Source organism: Pseudomonas sp. BYT-1, from assembly GCF_023611805.1.
In the GTDB taxonomy this organism is placed as follows: Bacteria; Pseudomonadota; Gammaproteobacteria; order Pseudomonadales; family Pseudomonadaceae; genus Aquipseudomonas; species Aquipseudomonas guariconensis.
This window is the reverse complement of sequence record NZ_CP072559.1, coordinates 3,236,156-3,251,124: the sequence shown is the minus strand read 5'-3', so window position 1 is coordinate 3,251,124 and position 14,969 is coordinate 3,236,156. Positions and strand designations below refer to the sequence as shown.

Annotated in this window: 25 protein-coding genes; 11 read left to right on the top strand and 14 right to left on the bottom strand. The window is 60.5% G+C overall.

Features of this window, described 5'->3' with window-relative positions; translation table 11 throughout:
- Positions 1–2: 2 nt before the first annotated feature.
- The 6 genes from J5X93_RS15245 to J5X93_RS15220 are packed head-to-tail and all read right to left on the bottom strand — an operon-like array spanning position 3 to position 3,893.
- Entirely contained in the window at positions 3–254 is a 252-nt protein-coding gene (locus tag J5X93_RS15245; RefSeq protein WP_250033714.1) for a hypothetical protein, read from the bottom strand.
- The gene (locus J5X93_RS15240; protein WP_250033712.1) at positions 251–817 is read right to left on the bottom strand and encodes a hypothetical protein; all 567 of its coding nucleotides are present in this window, start codon (positions 815–817) and stop codon (positions 251–253) included. The genes J5X93_RS15245 and J5X93_RS15240 overlap by 4 nt, the downstream gene beginning before the upstream one ends.
- A 49-nt stretch (positions 818–866) precedes the next feature.
- Positions 867–1,019, bottom strand: a complete 153-nt coding sequence (locus J5X93_RS15235) for a hypothetical protein (protein ID WP_250033708.1) — start codon at positions 1,017–1,019, stop codon at positions 867–869.
- Positions 1,016–1,855, bottom strand: a complete 840-nt coding sequence (locus J5X93_RS15230; RefSeq protein ID WP_250033705.1) for a DUF3850 domain-containing protein — start codon at positions 1,853–1,855, stop codon at positions 1,016–1,018. Before J5X93_RS15230 ends, J5X93_RS15235 begins: the two co-directional genes overlap by 4 nt.
- A 9-nt stretch (positions 1,856–1,864) precedes the next feature.
- Complete coding sequence (locus J5X93_RS15225) at positions 1,865–3,601, bottom strand: DNA cytosine methyltransferase (protein WP_250033703.1); 1,737 nt, start codon at positions 3,599–3,601, stop codon at positions 1,865–1,867.
- Positions 3,602–3,614: 13 nt separating this feature from the next.
- Positions 3,615–3,893, bottom strand: a complete 279-nt coding sequence (locus tag J5X93_RS15220) for a hypothetical protein (RefSeq protein WP_250033701.1) — start codon at positions 3,891–3,893, stop codon at positions 3,615–3,617.
- Positions 3,894–4,245: 352 nt separating this feature from the next.
- Between J5X93_RS15220 and J5X93_RS15215 the strand changes: the two genes are divergently transcribed.
- Positions 4,246–4,809, top strand: a complete 564-nt coding sequence (locus J5X93_RS15215) for a hypothetical protein (protein WP_250033699.1) — start codon at positions 4,246–4,248, stop codon at positions 4,807–4,809.
- A 75-nt stretch (positions 4,810–4,884) separates the two neighbouring features.
- On the opposite strand, the gene J5X93_RS15210 is transcribed toward J5X93_RS15215, so the two are convergent.
- The 6 genes from J5X93_RS15210 to J5X93_RS15185 all read right to left on the bottom strand — a co-directional run bounded on the left by J5X93_RS15210 (position 4,885) and on the right by J5X93_RS15185 (position 7,144).
- Positions 4,885–5,244, bottom strand: a complete 360-nt coding sequence (locus tag J5X93_RS15210) for a hypothetical protein (protein ID WP_250033698.1) — start codon at positions 5,242–5,244, stop codon at positions 4,885–4,887.
- Between the two features lie 81 nt (positions 5,245–5,325).
- Positions 5,326–5,487, bottom strand: a complete 162-nt coding sequence (locus tag J5X93_RS15205) for a hypothetical protein (RefSeq protein ID WP_168166373.1) — start codon at positions 5,485–5,487, stop codon at positions 5,326–5,328.
- Positions 5,488–5,489: 2 nt separating this feature from the next.
- A complete protein-coding gene (gene ssb, locus J5X93_RS15200) occupies positions 5,490–5,960 on the bottom strand; it encodes a single-stranded DNA-binding protein (protein WP_250033695.1) in 471 nt (156 codons plus the stop codon).
- Complete coding sequence (locus J5X93_RS15195) at positions 5,957–6,295, bottom strand: hypothetical protein (RefSeq protein WP_250033694.1); 339 nt, start codon at positions 6,293–6,295, stop codon at positions 5,957–5,959. Before J5X93_RS15195 ends, ssb begins: the two co-directional genes overlap by 4 nt.
- 19 nt (positions 6,296–6,314) lie before the next feature.
- On the bottom strand, positions 6,315–6,698 hold the full coding sequence (locus J5X93_RS15190) for a response regulator transcription factor (RefSeq protein WP_250033691.1): 384 nt from the start codon (positions 6,696–6,698) through the stop codon (positions 6,315–6,317).
- 140 nt (positions 6,699–6,838) lie between these two features.
- Positions 6,839–7,144, bottom strand: a complete 306-nt coding sequence (locus J5X93_RS15185; protein WP_250033687.1) for a hypothetical protein — start codon at positions 7,142–7,144, stop codon at positions 6,839–6,841.
- 350 nt (positions 7,145–7,494) lie between these two features.
- Here J5X93_RS15185 and J5X93_RS15180 point away from each other — a divergent pair, with 350 nt between their 5' ends.
- Positions 7,495–7,815 (top strand): DUF1654 domain-containing protein, encoded by a 321-nt coding sequence (locus tag J5X93_RS15180; protein WP_250033685.1) that lies wholly within the window; start codon positions 7,495–7,497, stop codon positions 7,813–7,815.
- Between the two features lie 35 nt (positions 7,816–7,850).
- On the opposite strand, the gene J5X93_RS15175 is transcribed toward J5X93_RS15180, so the two are convergent.
- Both J5X93_RS15175 and J5X93_RS15170 read right to left on the bottom strand, forming a co-directional pair.
- Complete coding sequence (locus tag J5X93_RS15175; RefSeq protein WP_250033683.1) at positions 7,851–8,609, bottom strand: KilA-N domain-containing protein; 759 nt, start codon at positions 8,607–8,609, stop codon at positions 7,851–7,853.
- 141 nt (positions 8,610–8,750) lie between these two features.
- Positions 8,751–9,608 carry a S24 family peptidase gene (locus J5X93_RS15170; RefSeq protein ID WP_250033681.1) on the bottom strand — a complete coding sequence of 286 codons (858 nt, stop codon included), beginning with the start codon at positions 9,606–9,608 and terminating at the stop codon, positions 8,751–8,753.
- Positions 9,609–9,696: 88 nt separating this feature from the next.
- Between J5X93_RS15170 and J5X93_RS15165 the strand changes: the two genes are divergently transcribed.
- The 9 genes from J5X93_RS15165 (at position 9,697) to J5X93_RS15125 (ending at position 14,911) form a co-directional block, all read left to right on the top strand.
- A complete protein-coding gene (locus tag J5X93_RS15165; RefSeq protein WP_186618272.1) occupies positions 9,697–9,873 on the top strand; it encodes a Cro/CI family transcriptional regulator in 177 nt (58 codons plus the stop codon).
- Between the two features lie 141 nt (positions 9,874–10,014).
- A complete protein-coding gene (locus J5X93_RS15160; RefSeq protein WP_284454593.1) occupies positions 10,015–10,854 on the top strand; it encodes a phage replication initiator YdaU family protein in 840 nt (279 codons plus the stop codon).
- Positions 10,844–11,638, top strand: coding sequence for an ATP-binding protein (locus J5X93_RS15155; RefSeq protein ID WP_250033677.1), 795 nt, complete (start codon positions 10,844–10,846; stop codon positions 11,636–11,638). The genes J5X93_RS15160 and J5X93_RS15155 overlap by 11 nt, the downstream gene beginning before the upstream one ends.
- The gene (locus tag J5X93_RS15150; protein ID WP_250033675.1) at positions 11,635–11,844 is read left to right on the top strand and encodes a hypothetical protein; all 210 of its coding nucleotides are present in this window, start codon (positions 11,635–11,637) and stop codon (positions 11,842–11,844) included. The genes J5X93_RS15155 and J5X93_RS15150 overlap by 4 nt, the downstream gene beginning before the upstream one ends.
- Positions 11,826–12,122: a DUF1364 domain-containing protein gene (locus J5X93_RS15145; RefSeq protein ID WP_182816098.1), complete on the top strand. Its 297-nt coding sequence runs from the start codon at positions 11,826–11,828 to the stop codon at positions 12,120–12,122. The genes J5X93_RS15150 and J5X93_RS15145 overlap by 19 nt, the downstream gene beginning before the upstream one ends.
- Positions 12,119–12,538: a VRR-NUC domain-containing protein gene (locus J5X93_RS15140; protein WP_250033673.1), complete on the top strand. Its 420-nt coding sequence runs from the start codon at positions 12,119–12,121 to the stop codon at positions 12,536–12,538. Before J5X93_RS15145 ends, J5X93_RS15140 begins: the two co-directional genes overlap by 4 nt.
- Positions 12,535–13,821, top strand: coding sequence for a tyrosine-type recombinase/integrase (locus tag J5X93_RS15135; protein ID WP_250033672.1), 1,287 nt, complete (start codon positions 12,535–12,537; stop codon positions 13,819–13,821). The genes J5X93_RS15140 and J5X93_RS15135 overlap by 4 nt, the downstream gene beginning before the upstream one ends.
- Before the next feature lie 74 nt (positions 13,822–13,895).
- Positions 13,896–14,213, top strand: coding sequence for a hypothetical protein (locus tag J5X93_RS15130; protein ID WP_250034897.1), 318 nt, complete (start codon positions 13,896–13,898; stop codon positions 14,211–14,213).
- Positions 14,214–14,224: 11 nt separating this feature from the next.
- Complete coding sequence (locus J5X93_RS15125) at positions 14,225–14,911, top strand: hypothetical protein (RefSeq protein WP_250033671.1); 687 nt, start codon at positions 14,225–14,227, stop codon at positions 14,909–14,911.
- The last annotated feature ends 58 nt before the right edge of the window (positions 14,912–14,969 follow it).

The following is a 14,969-nucleotide window of genomic DNA, read 5'->3' as shown; positions in this document are numbered from 1 at the left end:
TGTCACAGCTGATACCTCTCGTCGATCCAGCGCCCAGGCGCCATAGCGGGTGTAGGTTCGGGTTGGGTTTCGTGCGGGGAGAGCTGGCGCTGGTTGCCGGCCTGCAGCTGGCTGTCGGGGATGCAGCTGATGCCGACCCCATTGAGCAGGTAGCAGGTGACGCCGCGCTGGCTGTCGTGCTGCACGTCGATGACGTTCTCGGTTGCGCTGGCGCCGGTGGCCAGCAGCAGGAGGCAGAGGGCGAGGCGGGTCATTCGCTCACCTCATCAGCATCTGGTGCCCGGGCGACACCGATCTCGATCAGTATTTCGCTGATCACCCCTCGCCCTTGCTCTTCCAGGAAGACGAAGTGTCTGTCGTCGCCCATGTTGTAGTTATCGAAGACGCCCAGCGCAGCAGACCACTGTGCATCGCTGAGCTCTACTTCGTACGGACCAGTCTCGAATACATACCCGCTGCGCAGCTGGTCGATCCGCTCATCCCGCTCCGTCAGATCGGCCTGCAACTGATCGCACATCCTGCGCAAGTTGCGGATCTCTTCGACCATCGCCGTCACCACTGCCGGCCGGGCGGCACGGTAATGCGCCTCGGCGTGGACGTGCGGCTCACCGATCCCGTAGAACTGCACGCCCAAGGCCACTCCGTCGTAGTTCAGGTAGTCGGCCGTCAGCTCGACGGAGCCTTCTCCGCCGCAGTTCGGGCATTCAATCCAGCCGTCTTCACTGCTTGCTACCTGGGCGTTAACGAAGTCCTGTGGGGTAGCAGCCTTGGCCGCCGCCTCGATCGCGTCGAGGTCCAACTCAATTTTTTCGGACACGGGGATTCCTTGGCCGCCATATCGCGGCAGTGAATAGAGGGGAGAGGGGTTAGAAATCGAGAGAGTATTCAGCCAAGTAGGCTTCTTGCGGGGTCTGTCCGCGCGCCCAGTTGTCTTTCTTCCACAGCTCGGGCATGCCGGGCGTGTGGCCGTGCTTTGCGGCCAAAGCTACGAGTTCGGCCCACCACTGTTCAAAGCTCATGGCCTGCGCTCCGAGTCGGCGAGGGCTTGCCAGTCTGCTCCGGCAATGAATCCTTCAAGTGCGGCTTGCTGGCCATCCATGCGGCCTATCGCTTCGCCCTTCTTGTAGAACGCCCAGTCGTGGAATGCCTTCGTCGTCGCCCGCTCATCACGCTCAACCGGCGCGCTCGGCGCTGCGCTGGCGGATAGGGCTTTGATCCTGGCAGCAAGATTTGCGGGTAGATCGAAATCAACGCCGGACCAATGCCGCTTCGCGATCTCAGCCAGCAGCGCATCCCGCTCGGCCAGCTGTGCGCGCAGTCTCCCAACCTCTGCGCCTATCTCGTCACGCTCATCGTTGAGATCGCGAATGACCTGCGAAAGCTGATCAACCTCGCCAGGGTCGGTTGGCGCTGGGCAGATGTAGAGCGGAAGCGACTGGCCGGGATACTTCTCGGCAAGCTGTTCGCACGCCTTCGTGTCGAGCTGCACGTCCACGTCGCCAACCTCGCGCCCATCGAAGTACTCGTCGATCAGGAGCGTGCCTACCGGCTCTCCCTGGGGCTGCTCGGCTGGCTGGCCATAGCTCAGCACACACAAGTGATCTGGCAGCCCGTAGTTCTTTTGCACATGGGTGATAGTCCGGCGTAGAACCGTGCCGGTGTAGTCGCGGGCATCGTCGATCTCGCGGAGCAGAACCGTGTCGCCGACGGCGAACTCACGATCTGAGCAATCCCGGATCTCGCCGGTCTTGAGGCCGCTGAGCAGGTCAGCCAGCGGGGTCTGTCGGATTTTCAGTTCGTGCTCGCGAGGCACGCTGACCCTCTCGGTGTTGCTGGATCGGTTTTCTGTGGGCATGGGGATACCTCAATCGAGACGTTCAAGTTGTTGTTGGATGCGCCGGCCGATCCAGCGGACGACGAACACGGCCTTGCTGTTGCCTATCGCTTTGTAGCGCGGACCGTCCGGGCATTCGTCTGCGGGTTTGCCGCGATAGGGGATGCGGGTGTGGTCGCCGGGAAAGCCCTGGAGCCATTCGCATTCACGCGGGGTGAGGCGTCGGACACTGCCTGGCTGGCTCACCACGTTCGGCCCTTTTGCCGAGTCTGTACTGTCAACCTGCTTCCCGTAGCTACTGGTCAGCGTTTGTGCAACTTCCCTGCAGCTCACGATGGGCTGGCCACGGCCGGTTCCGTCCTCGCTGGCGTCGAATCCTTCGGCCTTCAGCGTGTGGGTGATCTCGCCAGTGATGCACACTGCGACCTGTACGCCGGCGTTGGGGTGGCTGGCACCGTGGCCCATTGCCCGGAGCGTAGGCGCGATGTCGCCGACGTCGGCGCCGTGGTCCTTGCAGCTGAAGGCGATGCAGGGTTGACCTTGACCAGGCTTGCCGCCGCCGGCAGATAGAGCTCCCACTACCTGGCCGTCGCCGCCTTCAAGCCTCACTTCTGCTCTGCTGTTCTCGGCAAATGCCAGAACAGCGTTTTCTTGTCCGCTATTTCTACCCAGCGTATGAGCCATGCCTTGTAGGACACATGGATCCTGCGTCCCGTGCACCACCAGCATGCCGCTCTCGGCGTCCTGCTGGGTGGCGCTGCCTGCTGCCTTGCCGTTTGCCTGTAGGGTGCCGGTCACGTATGCGTCGGAGTCGAGGCGGTGGCTGGCGTTTGGCTGCGCCCGGAGCGATGGGGCTATACAGTAGGTCTCGCTTTCGATGTCGAGGCGAGTGTCTTTTGCAGTCAGCGTGGCGGCCTGGCTGACATCGCCCTGCAGGCTATGGCCACCGTAGGCAGGAACGCCGGCCAGCACCTCAACCGCTGGCCCTTGGTCGCCTTCGCAGCTCGGGCAGCCGTACTGACCAAGATCTAAACCGAAGACGTATCCGCACCCGCACTGGAGCGCAGGGCCGAATGGAGCTCGTCCGGCAAGGTCTTGCCCCTCGCCTCGGCGCGGCGCAGTATCCCGGCGCACGCCTTCCCGCTCAAAAAGTACTTCGAGGGGATCGAACCCTGCTCGAGCACTTGCGACAACGAACACACGGCGGCGTCGTTGGGCCAGGCCGAAATATTGGGCATCCAGAACCCGCCATGCGGCTGTTCGCGTGGGTCCATACACACAACCAGCGTCCTTCCATTTGCCCCCTGGCGGCTGGAGTTCTTCGGATTCGCCCACCAGGGCGCCGAGGAAGCAGCCAAACGCGTTGCCTTTGTCGGAGAGGACGCCGGGGACGTTTTCCCAGAGGCAGACGGCCTCGGGCTGACCGCGCATGGTTCGAACATGGTCAATTGCATCGAACAGCTCCACGTATTTGATGGTGAGGGCGCCGCGGGGATCGGCCAGGCCTTCCCGCATGCCGGCCACGCTGAATGCCTGGCATGGAGTGCCGCCGACCAGGACATCGGGCGCCCGGATCTTGCCGGACAGCACCATGGCTGCCAGGCGGGTCATGTCGCCGTGATTCGGCGTAGTAGGGTAGTGGTGAGCCAGCACCGCGCACGGGAATGGCTCGATCTCGGCGTACCACGCGGCACGCCAGCCCAGCGGGTGCCAGGCCACGGTCGCAGCTTCAATGCCGCTGCAGACGCTTCCGTAGGTGATGGGCATGGGCGCTCCCGGGCTATGCGACTTTCGGCGTCATCTCGGGCTGATAGTCGACCCAGCCGATGCGTGGTGCCTTCGTCTTTTTGTTGATGATCGGGTTGCCTTCCGCGTCGGTAAGGGCGCATTTTGCGCGGACACGAAGGTCGCGGCAGTGGCCTGTCTTGCGAGCCAGGGCAGCGAACTGCTCGGCGTACTGTGGTGCATCGAAAACAGGGCTGAGCTGGCGAACCTTGGTACCGCGCATGATCTTGGTAGCCGCCTTCTCTACAGCCATGTTCCATTCGTCCAGGCTCATCTCCTCAGGCATCGAGCCAGGTTTCTGGGGGGGGCTTCTTCGTCGGCGTGATCTTCCTGGCCTCGGCCAGCGCTACATCGGCGGTCATGCCGAACACTGCGAATGTGCTCATGGTGATCTCCAGGCAGGCGCCGCCCTCGCCGGGGTGGCGTAATTAGAAGAAAGTAGATAGATTTCTTACTAAGTCAGATTGGGTATATATGATGCTTTCGCATAAAAGATGGGCAGGCGTCGACCTAGCCAACATTTCATTGCTGCAGCGGCCCGCACGAGTCGTTCTGTATTATTTTGGAGGCTCAGATTGCTTAGGCTAAAAACCACTGTTTTGCATCCGTGGGACGAGCTGAGTCTGATGCTGTCTCGCAATTGTGCATTTCAGTCTGATATGGGCGGCCCAATTTACAAAGCCGGATCCCTGGCTATTGAGATCAACCACTTGCCAGAGAACTACGGTAAGCCAGATCGGTCCGTTATGTTCGATAAGCTTGAATGCAAGGTGATTCGCGATGTGGCGGATGCATGGAAGCACAAAAGACTTAGAGACAAAAGACGCAGAAACGAGCTAGTTGTAATGGCTCAGTTCGAAGTTTCGGATGATGGAACGCAGTTCAGGTTTATCCGCAATAGGATCGTTATTGAGCACGTGACATATGGGTCGCTTGATTTCCTTGAAACATCTGCAACAGCTATTCAGTGGTGGCTCCTTCATTCTGGTACAAAAGTTGACTGGGTAGCAAACTCGGTGACTCAACCATACGAATTCGAGTCTTCAGCCTTTCTGTACTGGGATCAAAGTTGTCAGCTTGAGCTTGCTAATACGAGGCTGGAATTCGTTAAGGATTGCGCTGGTGTTTTTGTTGCCTACGATCCGCCTGATGGTTTTGAGTTTAGATTATTTGACATGCCGGCTAACTAGCAATCAGCGGCACGCGGGCTGGTTGCGACAAGGACTACTTAAGCCGCCCATTGATGGCGGTATCTTTCTGAGCCATCACGCGATTTGATCTGGGGGAACCTGCTCATCACCAGGATCACGCTTCAGTTCAGCCATGCTGGCCGCTTCGAACTGGCGCGCTAGTTTCGGCGAGATGTAAAAAGCTGGCGCGTCAGGTCGTTCAAGCCGGCGCGCTCGCTCCTCTGGATCCTGGGCTATCCATGACAGAGCCATGTCCTGCCACAACTCCTGCACCTGCTTGAATCCAAGTCGCTTGAGCTCCGCCGACAAGGCTTTCTTGATGCCAGCCGGCATCTTGATGGTGATGTCCTCGATGCCGAGCTTCTCGGCCTTCTTCTTCTCGCGCTCGCGGTAGTCCGCTGAGTGCTTGGCGGCTCCCGTCTTCTGTTCGGCCATTGCCGATACCTCCCAAGCCGCTGGGCGGCAGATTGATGTGTTGCTGGCGCCGGCCGTGCCGGACGCGGGCGGTGATGCGTTTCAAGCGATGAGCTCCATGTCTCGATCGTTCCAGCCTGCCAGCCACCAGCCGCAGTCGACGGTCATCCAGCCATAGGGCTGGGAGTGCTTCGACTGTCCGTTGTCGCGGCAGGCGCGGCCCAGGTAGTAGGCCGCAGGGTGAGGGGCATGCTGGTGCTTCATGGCTACGCCCCGGCGAGGTGAGGCAGCGGTGCGAAGGGGATGTCGTCGTCAGGTGGTACGCCTTGCTGGCTCGGCTGCGGAGCGGGTCGCTGCTGCCGCGGTTGCTGCTGACCTCCGTCCTGGCTTTGTGGCCGGCCGCCCAGCAGCTGGAAGGTTCCGCGGATATCGACATGCACCTCCGTGGTGTAGCGCTTGATGCCGTCTTTCTCCCACTCGCGGGTCTGCAGCTTGCCCTCGATGTAGATCTGCGAGCCCTTGCGGGCATATTCCCCGGCGATCTCGGCGACCTTGCCGAACAGCACGACGCGATGCCACTCAGTGCGCTCTACTTTCTGCCCGGACTGCTTGTCGGTCCACTGCTCGCTGGTGGCCAAGCTGATGTTGGTCACGGCATTGCCGTTGGGCAGATAGCGCACCTCCGGGTCCTGGCCGATCGCTCCAAGCAGGATGACCTTGTTGACACCCCGGCTCATGCTGACGCCGCTCCGGCCAGCACAACCAGCAGCAGGGCAAACAGGCTGATCCAGCGGGTTGCGCGCTCACCGATTTGCCTGGCCTGCATGACTGCCGCGACAGGCATAACCTTGGCGTCGATCGCCCGCTCCAGGCTCTGCGCGTAACGCACTGCCTGCGGGTAGCTGACGTTGCGGCCGTACACGCGGCTGTCGCTCGCCGAGACCACGGCCCAGCCGTTGCCGCTTTGGGTGACGAAGAAGCGCGACTTGCTGCGGAAGGCCTCGGTTGCGGTGATGACCTCTTGGCGCAGGACGTCGAGCTGGCCCTGGCTGTCTTTGATGGCTGCTTGCATGTTGTGATCCTCGGTAGGGTCAGGCGTGGAGCTCGAAGGCCTCGGCCTTGCGAACGATTCGAACTTGGGCGGTGCGCCGTTCGGGCGCCCGGCGATCACGTCGCATCGGGTCAGCGTCATCGATGACCGCATGCATGGCGATGAGGCCGGCGAGGGCGATGCAGAGTGGGCTGATGATCTGCTGCCGCATGGCCTTGGTGACTGCCTCGATGCGGCGGCCGGCTTCCAGCTTGAAAAGTGCGTTCTCGATGCGGTTTGCCACGGTGCCCGGGCTTACCGCCATCTGGCGTGCGATTTCTTTGGTGGTGAGGCCTTGGGCCACCCACAACAGTGCTTCGAGCTCGCGGGGAGCCAGCGCCTTGCCGAGCTGGCCAATCCATGAGCCGCAAGTGATCGTTTCCATGAAGAGTCCTCGGTGGGCTGCATTGGTCGTGACACTCGCTGCCGCTACCTCCCGGACCAGGGGAGGACGAACGCCACGACCGATGCAGCCTGGTGATGGGGAACCAGGTAGATCGGGCCGTCTTTCCGGCTGTCAGGGAATCAAATGACTGCAGTCAGCGAGCGGGTGCCATCGGCACGTTGTGTGGTGATGTTCATGCTGATGCGATGCGGCGCGCTTCGCTGAATCGCTACGGCGGCCTTGCTGAAGCGCTCATCGAAAGCGCCTTCACCATCAGGCAGATGAGAGGTGCAGGTCAGGCGGGAGCAGTCTTCACCGTTCGGGCCTTCGCCGTCGTGGGCGATGTTGAAGCTGGCGATCATTGCAATGCCGTGCTCACGGCAAACGCCGATGATTTTCTGCATCAGCGGGCTGATTTGCTCGTCGTAGATTTCTTCTTTGTTCACGGTGATGCCCTCGGGTTGATTTCCCGTCTGGCCCTGTCGCCAAGGCCAGCTAGTGAAATCGAAGTGATCCAGGCGCCCATCGCTCTCTGGGCTACGCGCTTCCCCGCATTGGCATGCGCGCCACTTGGTTACCTGAACCCAGCTCACTGCATGAGGCAGTTGCTGCCCTCATGTGCCGCTGAGGGTGACGGGTGTCGAGTTGTGTAAAGAGCGGCGGCTGCCTGGGCTGCCTGGCTCGATGCATATGCAAGCGAACTTGCAATAATAAAAGCATGCTTGTTTTTTAAATGCAAGCACGCTTGTGTTAATTTTTCGTACTGTATGGATATCCAGTAAGTAGGAGATTGCGGATGTCGGCGCAGGAAAGAGCAGTTCGGGTCGCGGAATTGACGAGCCTTGAGCGACTGGGCCTGAGGGTTTCGGCAATGATCAATTCCCCGCTCGCGCAGCTGGGAAGGAAGGTATTGATTCACCGTCTCGACACGGACAGCGATCAGGATTGGGATGCGATCATGGAACTGCTATCCGAAACGGACGGCCTGGACATGACCTTCTGTGATGACGGATCGGTGATCCTGCAATGGGAGAAGCCGGAAGATGGCGACCAGGTGATTGAGAGGGAGGAGGGTGGTGAGGAAGCTAAGGTTAGCGACGGGGATCCGCCTTTCTGAGGGATACAAAAAAGCCCGCTCATGGCGGGCCTTGATCAACGAGGTGCGGGAAGAGCCAATAGCCTTTCCAAATGAGGAAGAGCGGCAGGATCTTTGTCTTTGAAATAGGTTACCGCTTTTTGAGGTAGCCAGACGGTGTGAAAGTGGCTTCTAAAATCCGCCAGAACCTCATTAGGATAAAGCTTTGGATACACTATGCGACCGTCCTCGAAGACGTGCCTATATGTCGGCAGCGCATCAGTATCGATACCTTTTTCGTCGCGAAGCCATTTGCAGAACATGCGCCCTTCAGAAATGTCTGGAAGCATGCGATCGGGAAGGGTGTATCCAGAGTCTTCCATTGGTGCGATTAGCACTAAGGCCATCTCATTTAGCATCGAAAAATGTGTATAGGGCACCTGCTCTCGATTTGCCAGGTAACGCCGCAAGTGATACGGAAGTAGGTTATCCGCTGCCTGCCTGTTACCCAGCCATTCGCGCACCCACTGAGACACCGCGACTGCAAATCTTGGCGAGCACCACTGCCCCAAGTTGATTGCAACATCTGGGTGTACCCACGTGCCACGATTCTCGTTTGTACCGTTTTTCACCGTGTACACGAGTAGGTCCATGGGAATTCCCATGGACCTCGAAAGCTCGGTCATGAAATCTTGTGTTGTGCGAAGCCTTGCATAATCAGCGAACGCTTTGCCGGATGCGTTACACATTGACGTAGCGTTGACGTAACCGTCAGACGCACGCTGGTGAATTAGAGCGCCCTCCACCTGCCGCGGGATAAGCTCTAGCTGAGTCATTCCTTTACCTCCCCAAAACGCCCATGCGGGCAAAAAGCACCTCAGACCTGGCGAAACTAACCAGCAGCAGACCTAGGGTATGAAACGCTCTGTTGTCGCGTGCAAACAGCGCCGCCTGCGCGATTCTCCATAATTCTTTAACTACACAAGATGCGCGTTCCAGACCAGCAGCACGCGGGCCTGTATGTAGGTCTCTTCCCGCCGGATCATCCGGTCCTTGTGCTTCGGGTTGTCCGAAATCATCTCGAAGTGGTCTTCATCCGCGATCTGGAGCCGCTTGATGTACAGATGGTCGCCCCAGGAGAACAAATAGATCCCGTCACCGACGAACTCTCGGATGCTCACGTCGACGATCAGGGGGTCTCGGTGCTTGATCGTTGGCTCCATCGACTGACCCCAGCCGGTAACCAGCTTGAGGTGGTAATGCTCGGTGAACTCCACCCCCAGTTCGCGCAGGTGTTTTGGGCTGACTCGGATGTCCTGAAGCATTTCGGGATAGTCGGGGGCCACCTGACCGCCACCCATGGCTCCGCGAAGGTCGTAGCGAGCGATGCACACCTCATCGCCGACCACCCCTGGTCGAGAAAAATCAACGGTCACAACGTTGCTCATCGACACTGCGGCCGCCGTCTCCTCGACTGCGCTTGCGATCTTCTGGCGGGCTTCCTCGGTCAGACTTTTTCCGTGCTTGGCAAGCATCTGCTGAACAAGATCCGCAGCCGATCGCGAGTGTTTTTCGTCCGCCTTGGGCGGGGGCGCATCTTTGCGCCTTGGTGGCTCCCCTTTGCCGGCAAGTAGCCAATCCACTGTCGTGTCATAGCCGTCCGCAAGGGCTATGAGATTCTCGTTTTTGATGTTCTCGGTATCCCCCGCAAACCACTGACGAACAGCCTCATAGCTGATACCACACGTGTTCGCGATGTCCCGCTTGACGTTACGGACACCCAGTTCGGGACGGCGGGCCAGGACGAGCTTGGTTATACGGTCTGTGGTTTTCATGTGCGCAATCTACAAGGTTGCTTGTCAAGCATGCTTGTTTTGCAAATGCAAGCATGCTTGAATATCAAGACGAGCAAAGGAGGTCGCCATGACCAAAAGCCAGGCAATCAAACATTTCGGGTCGATATCGGCGCTCGCTAAGGCGCTGGGGGTGACCTACGAGGCGGTCCGCCAATGGGCGGATGTGCCTGAGCTTCGCCAGTACCAGATTGAGCGAATCACGAAGGGAGCGCTTAAGGCCGGGAAGGCGGACGCAGCTGCGTGACCGTGAGGACATTTTCCGCTGTCCGGCAATACGCCAGTAGATGACCAAAACACCTGCTGATCCATCCAGTACCGGAACGGCAGGCGAAAAAAAACCGCCTGGCAGGGCGGCTTTCTCTACAGCATTTGAACGAGTTGAAGCATGACAAACATAGTCCCAATTGACAAGTCCAGGGGGTTCACCCGGATGGACAACCAGCTCATGGATGGCCTGCTGGCTATCGATCTCCCGGCGCGGGAGATGAAAATTGTGCTGTACGTGGCTAAGGCCACTATCAACTTCGGTGCCGGTGCTCAGCGCATTCCTGCCACCGATATTGCCAAGGCCATCCACGCTCACCCTGACAGTGTGTCGAAGGCGATCTCCAGTCTTCTGCGTCGACGTGTGCTATTCCGCGAGGGAGGTGCTCGCGGCGATATCGGCGTGAACGACCCGAAAGACTGGGCCTACGTCATTGAGCCGAAACAGACCAAAACAGCCGACTCGGCCGAAGTGATCCGATTCGGTGAAGATTCGAAACAGACCAAAACCGCCGACTCCCTTCTTTATTCTAAGAATCTCTCCCCCAATGTAACTCTTCCTTCGGAAGAGATTACATGCCCCCCCCGGCCGAAAGCTGACCGCAAGGCTCCGTTCGGGAAGACGGCCATGCTGGCCAGCAACCCTCACGGACTGGACGAATCGCTGATCGATGATTACTTGACCGTCCGCAAGGCGAACAAGGCCCCTGTGACCGCCAGGGTGTGGTCCGGTCTGAATGCCAAGCTCGAGCAGTGCAAAGCTTTCGGTATAGAGCCTGCCAAGGCCCTGGAGGTCGCCGTTGAAAGCGGATGGCGTGGCTTCGAGGTGGAGTGGATCACTAAGCGTTTCGCCTCCCAGTCGCCCAGCCAGGGCAAAACCACCAGCCGTCATCACGGCTTCAACACTCGCGACTACCACGACGGGCTGATTCCCCGTGAGGATGGCTCCTATGCGTTCTGAAAAAGTGGTCCACCTCTCCAGCATGGCGGGCCCGCAAGTAACCTCGATGGCGATGTGCGAGGAGCACGGCCCCTATCAGGCGACCACCCACCAGGTGCTTAGTCACACGTTTCGATCGCCATGCCCAGGCTGCAAGGCGGCGCAAGCTGAGAAGGCCCTGGCCGAAGACGCCAAGCGTCAACGGCTGGATCTGGCTTACAAGCTCGGGGACTCTCTCATTCCCAAGCGGTTCAAGGATAAGACCTTTGCTACTTACGCGGCCACCAGCGAAGGGCAGCACAAAGCCAAAGCGCGCTGCGAACGCTATGCCGCTGAGTTCGAGATGAACCTCGCCGCTGGTCGTTGCCTGATCCTGGTCGGCAATCCTGGAACTGGTAAGACCCATCTGGGGGTGTCGATCGCACAGGCAGTCATGACTAGCACTCGGCATGCCGCTGCCTATCGAACCTTGGGTGGCATCCTGCAATCGATTCGAGCCACCTTCGACGGCAGCTCTGGGCAAACCGAGAGCAGCATCCTCGACGCCCTGATCAAGCCGGCGTTGCTCGTTCTGGATGAGGTCGGTGCCAGTAAAGAGGCCCCTAGTGATTTCGAGCTGAGCCGCCTGTTTTCGATCATCAACGGTCGCTACGAGAAGATGCTGCCGACCATCGTGATCTCCAACCTCGGCGCTAGGGAACTGCCTGCGGCGATGGGCGAGCGCTCAGCCGATCGGCTGCGAGAGGGTGGCGGCATCGTGCTGCCGTTTGACTGGTCGTCCCATCGCGGGAAGGAGCCGGCATGAGCACGCTGCTCACCCCGAATCCCGCCGAGTACCGCTACGCGCTCTACTGCCGCAGCGACCAGCTTGACATTTCCTATGGCGCCCGGCAGCCCGTGGCGCTGTACCGCGAAGAGGCGTTGGCCCAGGCGCACGGCGCCCGGATGTGGCCCGGCGCCTTCACCGTCATCGACCTGCAAGGAGGCGATTCATGCGCCAATCCAAACTGACCAAGGCCGCCCGTGGCCGCGACTGCCAGGTGCGCATTCCAGGCGTGTGCAATGGCAATCCCGAAACCACCGTCCTGGCCCACTACCGCATGGCTGGGACCTGTGGCGTGGGCATCAAGCCGCACGACATGCAAGGCGCCTGGGCCTGCAGCGCTTGCCACGACGCGTGCGACGGTCGCAGCGGCATCATTGATCGCGACACCGCCCGGCAGTTCCACGCCGAGGGCGTGATGCGCACCCAGGCCATCCTGATCAGCGAGGGGGTATTGGTCGCATGAGTGCACTCCGCGCATACAAACCCAAGAAGCCGACAGCCAAGCGCGTGGACCGCGAAGGACCTGAACAGGCCGCGCTGATGAAGGAAATTGAGCTCCGTTATCCCGACGTATTCGAGCTGATGTACCACGTACCAAACGGCGGCCACCGACTGAAGGAGGTCGCCGCCAAACTCAAGGCGCAGGGCGTCAAAGCTGGCATCCCCGATCTGGTGCTGCCAATGGCCCGTGGTGGGTATTTCGGCCTGTACATCGAGTTCAAGTCGACGGTCGATCCCGCGGCCGTATCGCCCAGCCAGCAGGCATGCATTCGTCGCTTGAACGACCAGGGCTATCTAGCCGTGGTATGTCGTGGTCACTTCGATGCCATGGAGTGCCTTCGGGCTTACCTGGCACAGCCAGCCACGGTGGCCGCATGACATCGGTCATTGCGTTCTCCGATGCCGAGCTGCGCCGCCGGAGCGACGACTTGTCCGCCGTGCTGCTGCGCGACCCGCGTTATCCTGGCTTGCGCTTCCGGTTCACTGAGGCCCGTCCGCGTGGCACCTGGTACTTGGTGGTGCGCAAGCGCTGGCACCGGATTGGCGCTTACCCCGACCAGTCCGCCAAGGTCGTGCTGGCTGCGCTGCCGGAGATCCGCCAGCGCCTGGCCGCCGACAATGTCGCCACGGTGTCGGGTTGGGAGCAGGTGGGCGAGCTGCTTGCCTGGTTCGCCGATCGCCTGGAACGCAACCGCAGCCTGTCGATCAAGCGCAAGGCCACGGCCAAGTCAGCCATTACGCGTCACTTGATCCCGCGCTTGGGCGGCCTGGCCCTGGCCGAGGTGAGCCGCAGCACGCTGGACCGCGACTTGGTATGGCCGCTGCAGGAACAGTTGTCGCTCGAGTACGTGCGTCTGGTGTTTGGCCTGCTGGTCGATGCGTTCAAGAAGGCCCACGCCTTGGGCATGATCGCCACCAACCCTATGGCCGGGATGCGCTTCAGCGATTTCACCAAGGCCCGCATCAAGCCCAAAGCCGCCCGCCTGCGCGCCGTGCAGATCGAAGAGCTGCTGACACAGCTGGCCGAGGTCATTACCCAGGCGCCCGCCGATGCCGTGTTGGCCCTGTTGATGCTGTGCCACGGCAACCGGGTCGGAGAGACCCGCATGGCCCAGTGGCCGCACATCAGCCTGGCCACCCGCCGCTGGTACCTGCCCGCCGAGAACACAAAGACCCGGGTGGAGCACTCGCTGCCGCTGACCGACCAGGTATGCGCGCTGCTGAGCGGCTACCGGGAGATTCAGCAGGCCCAGGGCTACACCGGCCGCTACCTGTTCCCTGGCAAGTCCGGGCGTTGCATGAGCGAGAAACAGGCCGCTGAGGTGTTCACCCGCCTGGGTCAGGGTGAGTGGACCAGTCACGACCTGCGCAAGCTGGCCCGAGGCTGCTGGGCCGACCAGGGCATCGACTTCCTGATCGGTGAGCTGCTGATCAACCACTCCATGGGTCACAACGTGCAGGTGTACATCCAGACCACCGCCGAGGAGCGCAAGCGTGCCGCCCTGGAGCAGTGGCACGCGTTTCTCGACAGCAAGGGTTTCGACCGCATTCATGGGAAGAAGGAGGGTAGAAATGCCGATTCTGGTAATGACCCACAAGCCGCGCAGCACGCGGCCTGCGCCGGGATTCAGGAAACAACCGTAGGCGAGGATTCGAAATGAAAAACGACGACAAGATGCGCGCCGCACGAGGTGGCCGAAAAGTCGTTCCGCGCCCAAGGCTTCAAGGTGGTCGGCTGATGAAGAAGCACGGCCCAGCCTTCAAGAAGGCCGTGATCGAGCTGGACAAGTGCCCTTTGTGCCGTGGGAGGGCGGTCACTCAGGGTGTGTTTCACGAGCTGCCATGCGACCACTGCAACGCCTCGGGCTGGGTAGCGGCTGCAACTGGCGAGGCCTTGGCCCTGGATGAGCTGGTGACCCAGCTCAGCATGAGGCTCCAGGCTGCGACACGGCAGATCGAGCAGTTGAAAAAGCCACGGGCGATTGGCCCGGAGGTGGTGTATCAGGAAGGCAACCGGCTGGGCGCCGGTGGCAGCAACTACACGGGCGATTGAGGGGGAAGGACATGGTCTACAACAGCGTATCGGGTGCAGTAGTGGCCGCTCTGGCGGCTGGGGAGAAAGGCGCCGCGAAAGGGCAGGCCTGGCAGAAACTCTACAAGGCGGCAGAGGAGGAAGGTGGCTGCTTGGCCTCATTGGGAGGCCGATCGGGCGGCATTGACCGCACCCAGGTGGATTACTGGCTGTCGGCCCGCCTGCACCACATGCTCAAGGGCAGGCACTGGGATGCACTGGTCGCCAAGTACAGCACCAACAAGGCGAAGAAGGTTCAGGCGATTACGCTGATCCGGCCACTCATCGCGAGCCCTGCACCGACACTGTTCATCTACAAAGCGGTGACTGCCTGGGCGGTCCCGAAACTCAAAGGAGCCCGTCGCAAGGCGCCGAAATCTGTTTCGGTGGATCTCGCCTTGGATGCATCAGCATGGCGGCGGGATGCAGCGGTGAAAGCAGCCGTCGCTGCTGGTCAGGCCGCGAGGAAGCGTATCGAAGCGGTCGAGGAAGGGTTGATCATCCTGCCGGACAGCTTCTACGACATGAACACCTGGGATCTCGATGCTACACCGGAGTCGACCCGCCGGCGGTGGAGGCTGGATATCAACGAGAAGCTGGACGGGATGATCGACGACGCGCTGGCAGAGGTTCGGGTGATATTGGAGGCCGAGGGGCTGCTGATGAAAGAGGCTGCATGATTGCCTGTTGACATCAGTGAGCGACTGAGCGAAATTATCCCCATCCTGTCATTCCTGC

What these genes read in the sequence shown, in the direction of transcription:
- ssb (WP_250033695.1), bottom strand. Translation starts at nt 5,960, where the DNA reads ATGAGCCGGGGTGTCAACAAGGTCATCCTGCTTGGAGCGATCGGCCAG.
- J5X93_RS15245 (WP_250033714.1), bottom strand. Translation starts at nt 254, where the DNA reads ATGACCCGCCTCGCCCTCTGCCTCCTGCTGCTGGCCACCGGCGCCAGC.
- J5X93_RS15225 (WP_250033703.1), bottom strand. Translation starts at nt 3,601, where the DNA reads ATGCCCATCACCTACGGAAGCGTCTGCAGCGGCATTGAAGCTGCGACC.
- J5X93_RS15210 (WP_250033698.1), bottom strand. Translation starts at nt 5,244, where the DNA reads ATGGCCGAACAGAAGACGGGAGCCGCCAAGCACTCAGCGGACTACCGC.
- J5X93_RS15140 (WP_250033673.1), top strand. Translation starts at nt 12,119, where the DNA reads ATGAGTGCACTCCGCGCATACAAACCCAAGAAGCCGACAGCCAAGCGC.
- J5X93_RS15220 (WP_250033701.1), bottom strand. Translation starts at nt 3,893, where the DNA reads ATGAGCCTGGACGAATGGAACATGGCTGTAGAGAAGGCGGCTACCAAG.
- J5X93_RS15135 (WP_250033672.1), top strand. Translation starts at nt 12,535, where the DNA reads ATGACATCGGTCATTGCGTTCTCCGATGCCGAGCTGCGCCGCCGGAGC.
- J5X93_RS15195 (WP_250033694.1), bottom strand. Translation starts at nt 6,295, where the DNA reads ATGCAAGCAGCCATCAAAGACAGCCAGGGCCAGCTCGACGTCCTGCGC.
- J5X93_RS15215 (WP_250033699.1), top strand. Translation starts at nt 4,246, where the DNA reads ATGCTGTCTCGCAATTGTGCATTTCAGTCTGATATGGGCGGCCCAATT.
- J5X93_RS15170 (WP_250033681.1), bottom strand. Translation starts at nt 9,608, where the DNA reads ATGAAAACCACAGACCGTATAACCAAGCTCGTCCTGGCCCGCCGTCCC.
- J5X93_RS15155 (WP_250033677.1), top strand. Translation starts at nt 10,844, where the DNA reads ATGCGTTCTGAAAAAGTGGTCCACCTCTCCAGCATGGCGGGCCCGCAA.
- J5X93_RS15175 (WP_250033683.1), bottom strand. Translation starts at nt 8,609, where the DNA reads ATGACTCAGCTAGAGCTTATCCCGCGGCAGGTGGAGGGCGCTCTAATT.
- J5X93_RS15150 (WP_250033675.1), top strand. Translation starts at nt 11,635, where the DNA reads ATGAGCACGCTGCTCACCCCGAATCCCGCCGAGTACCGCTACGCGCTC.
- J5X93_RS15230 (WP_250033705.1), bottom strand. Translation starts at nt 1,855, where the DNA reads ATGCCCACAGAAAACCGATCCAGCAACACCGAGAGGGTCAGCGTGCCT.
- J5X93_RS15125 (WP_250033671.1), top strand. Translation starts at nt 14,225, where the DNA reads ATGGTCTACAACAGCGTATCGGGTGCAGTAGTGGCCGCTCTGGCGGCT.
- J5X93_RS15160 (WP_284454593.1), top strand. Translation starts at nt 10,015, where the DNA reads ATGACAAACATAGTCCCAATTGACAAGTCCAGGGGGTTCACCCGGATG.
- J5X93_RS15165 (WP_186618272.1), top strand. Translation starts at nt 9,697, where the DNA reads ATGACCAAAAGCCAGGCAATCAAACATTTCGGGTCGATATCGGCGCTC.
- J5X93_RS15145 (WP_182816098.1), top strand. Translation starts at nt 11,826, where the DNA reads ATGCGCCAATCCAAACTGACCAAGGCCGCCCGTGGCCGCGACTGCCAG.
- J5X93_RS15180 (WP_250033685.1), top strand. Translation starts at nt 7,495, where the DNA reads ATGTCGGCGCAGGAAAGAGCAGTTCGGGTCGCGGAATTGACGAGCCTT.
- J5X93_RS15190 (WP_250033691.1), bottom strand. Translation starts at nt 6,698, where the DNA reads ATGGAAACGATCACTTGCGGCTCATGGATTGGCCAGCTCGGCAAGGCG.
- J5X93_RS15205 (WP_168166373.1), bottom strand. Translation starts at nt 5,487, where the DNA reads ATGAAGCACCAGCATGCCCCTCACCCTGCGGCCTACTACCTGGGCCGC.
- J5X93_RS15235 (WP_250033708.1), bottom strand. Translation starts at nt 1,019, where the DNA reads ATGAGCTTTGAACAGTGGTGGGCCGAACTCGTAGCTTTGGCCGCAAAG.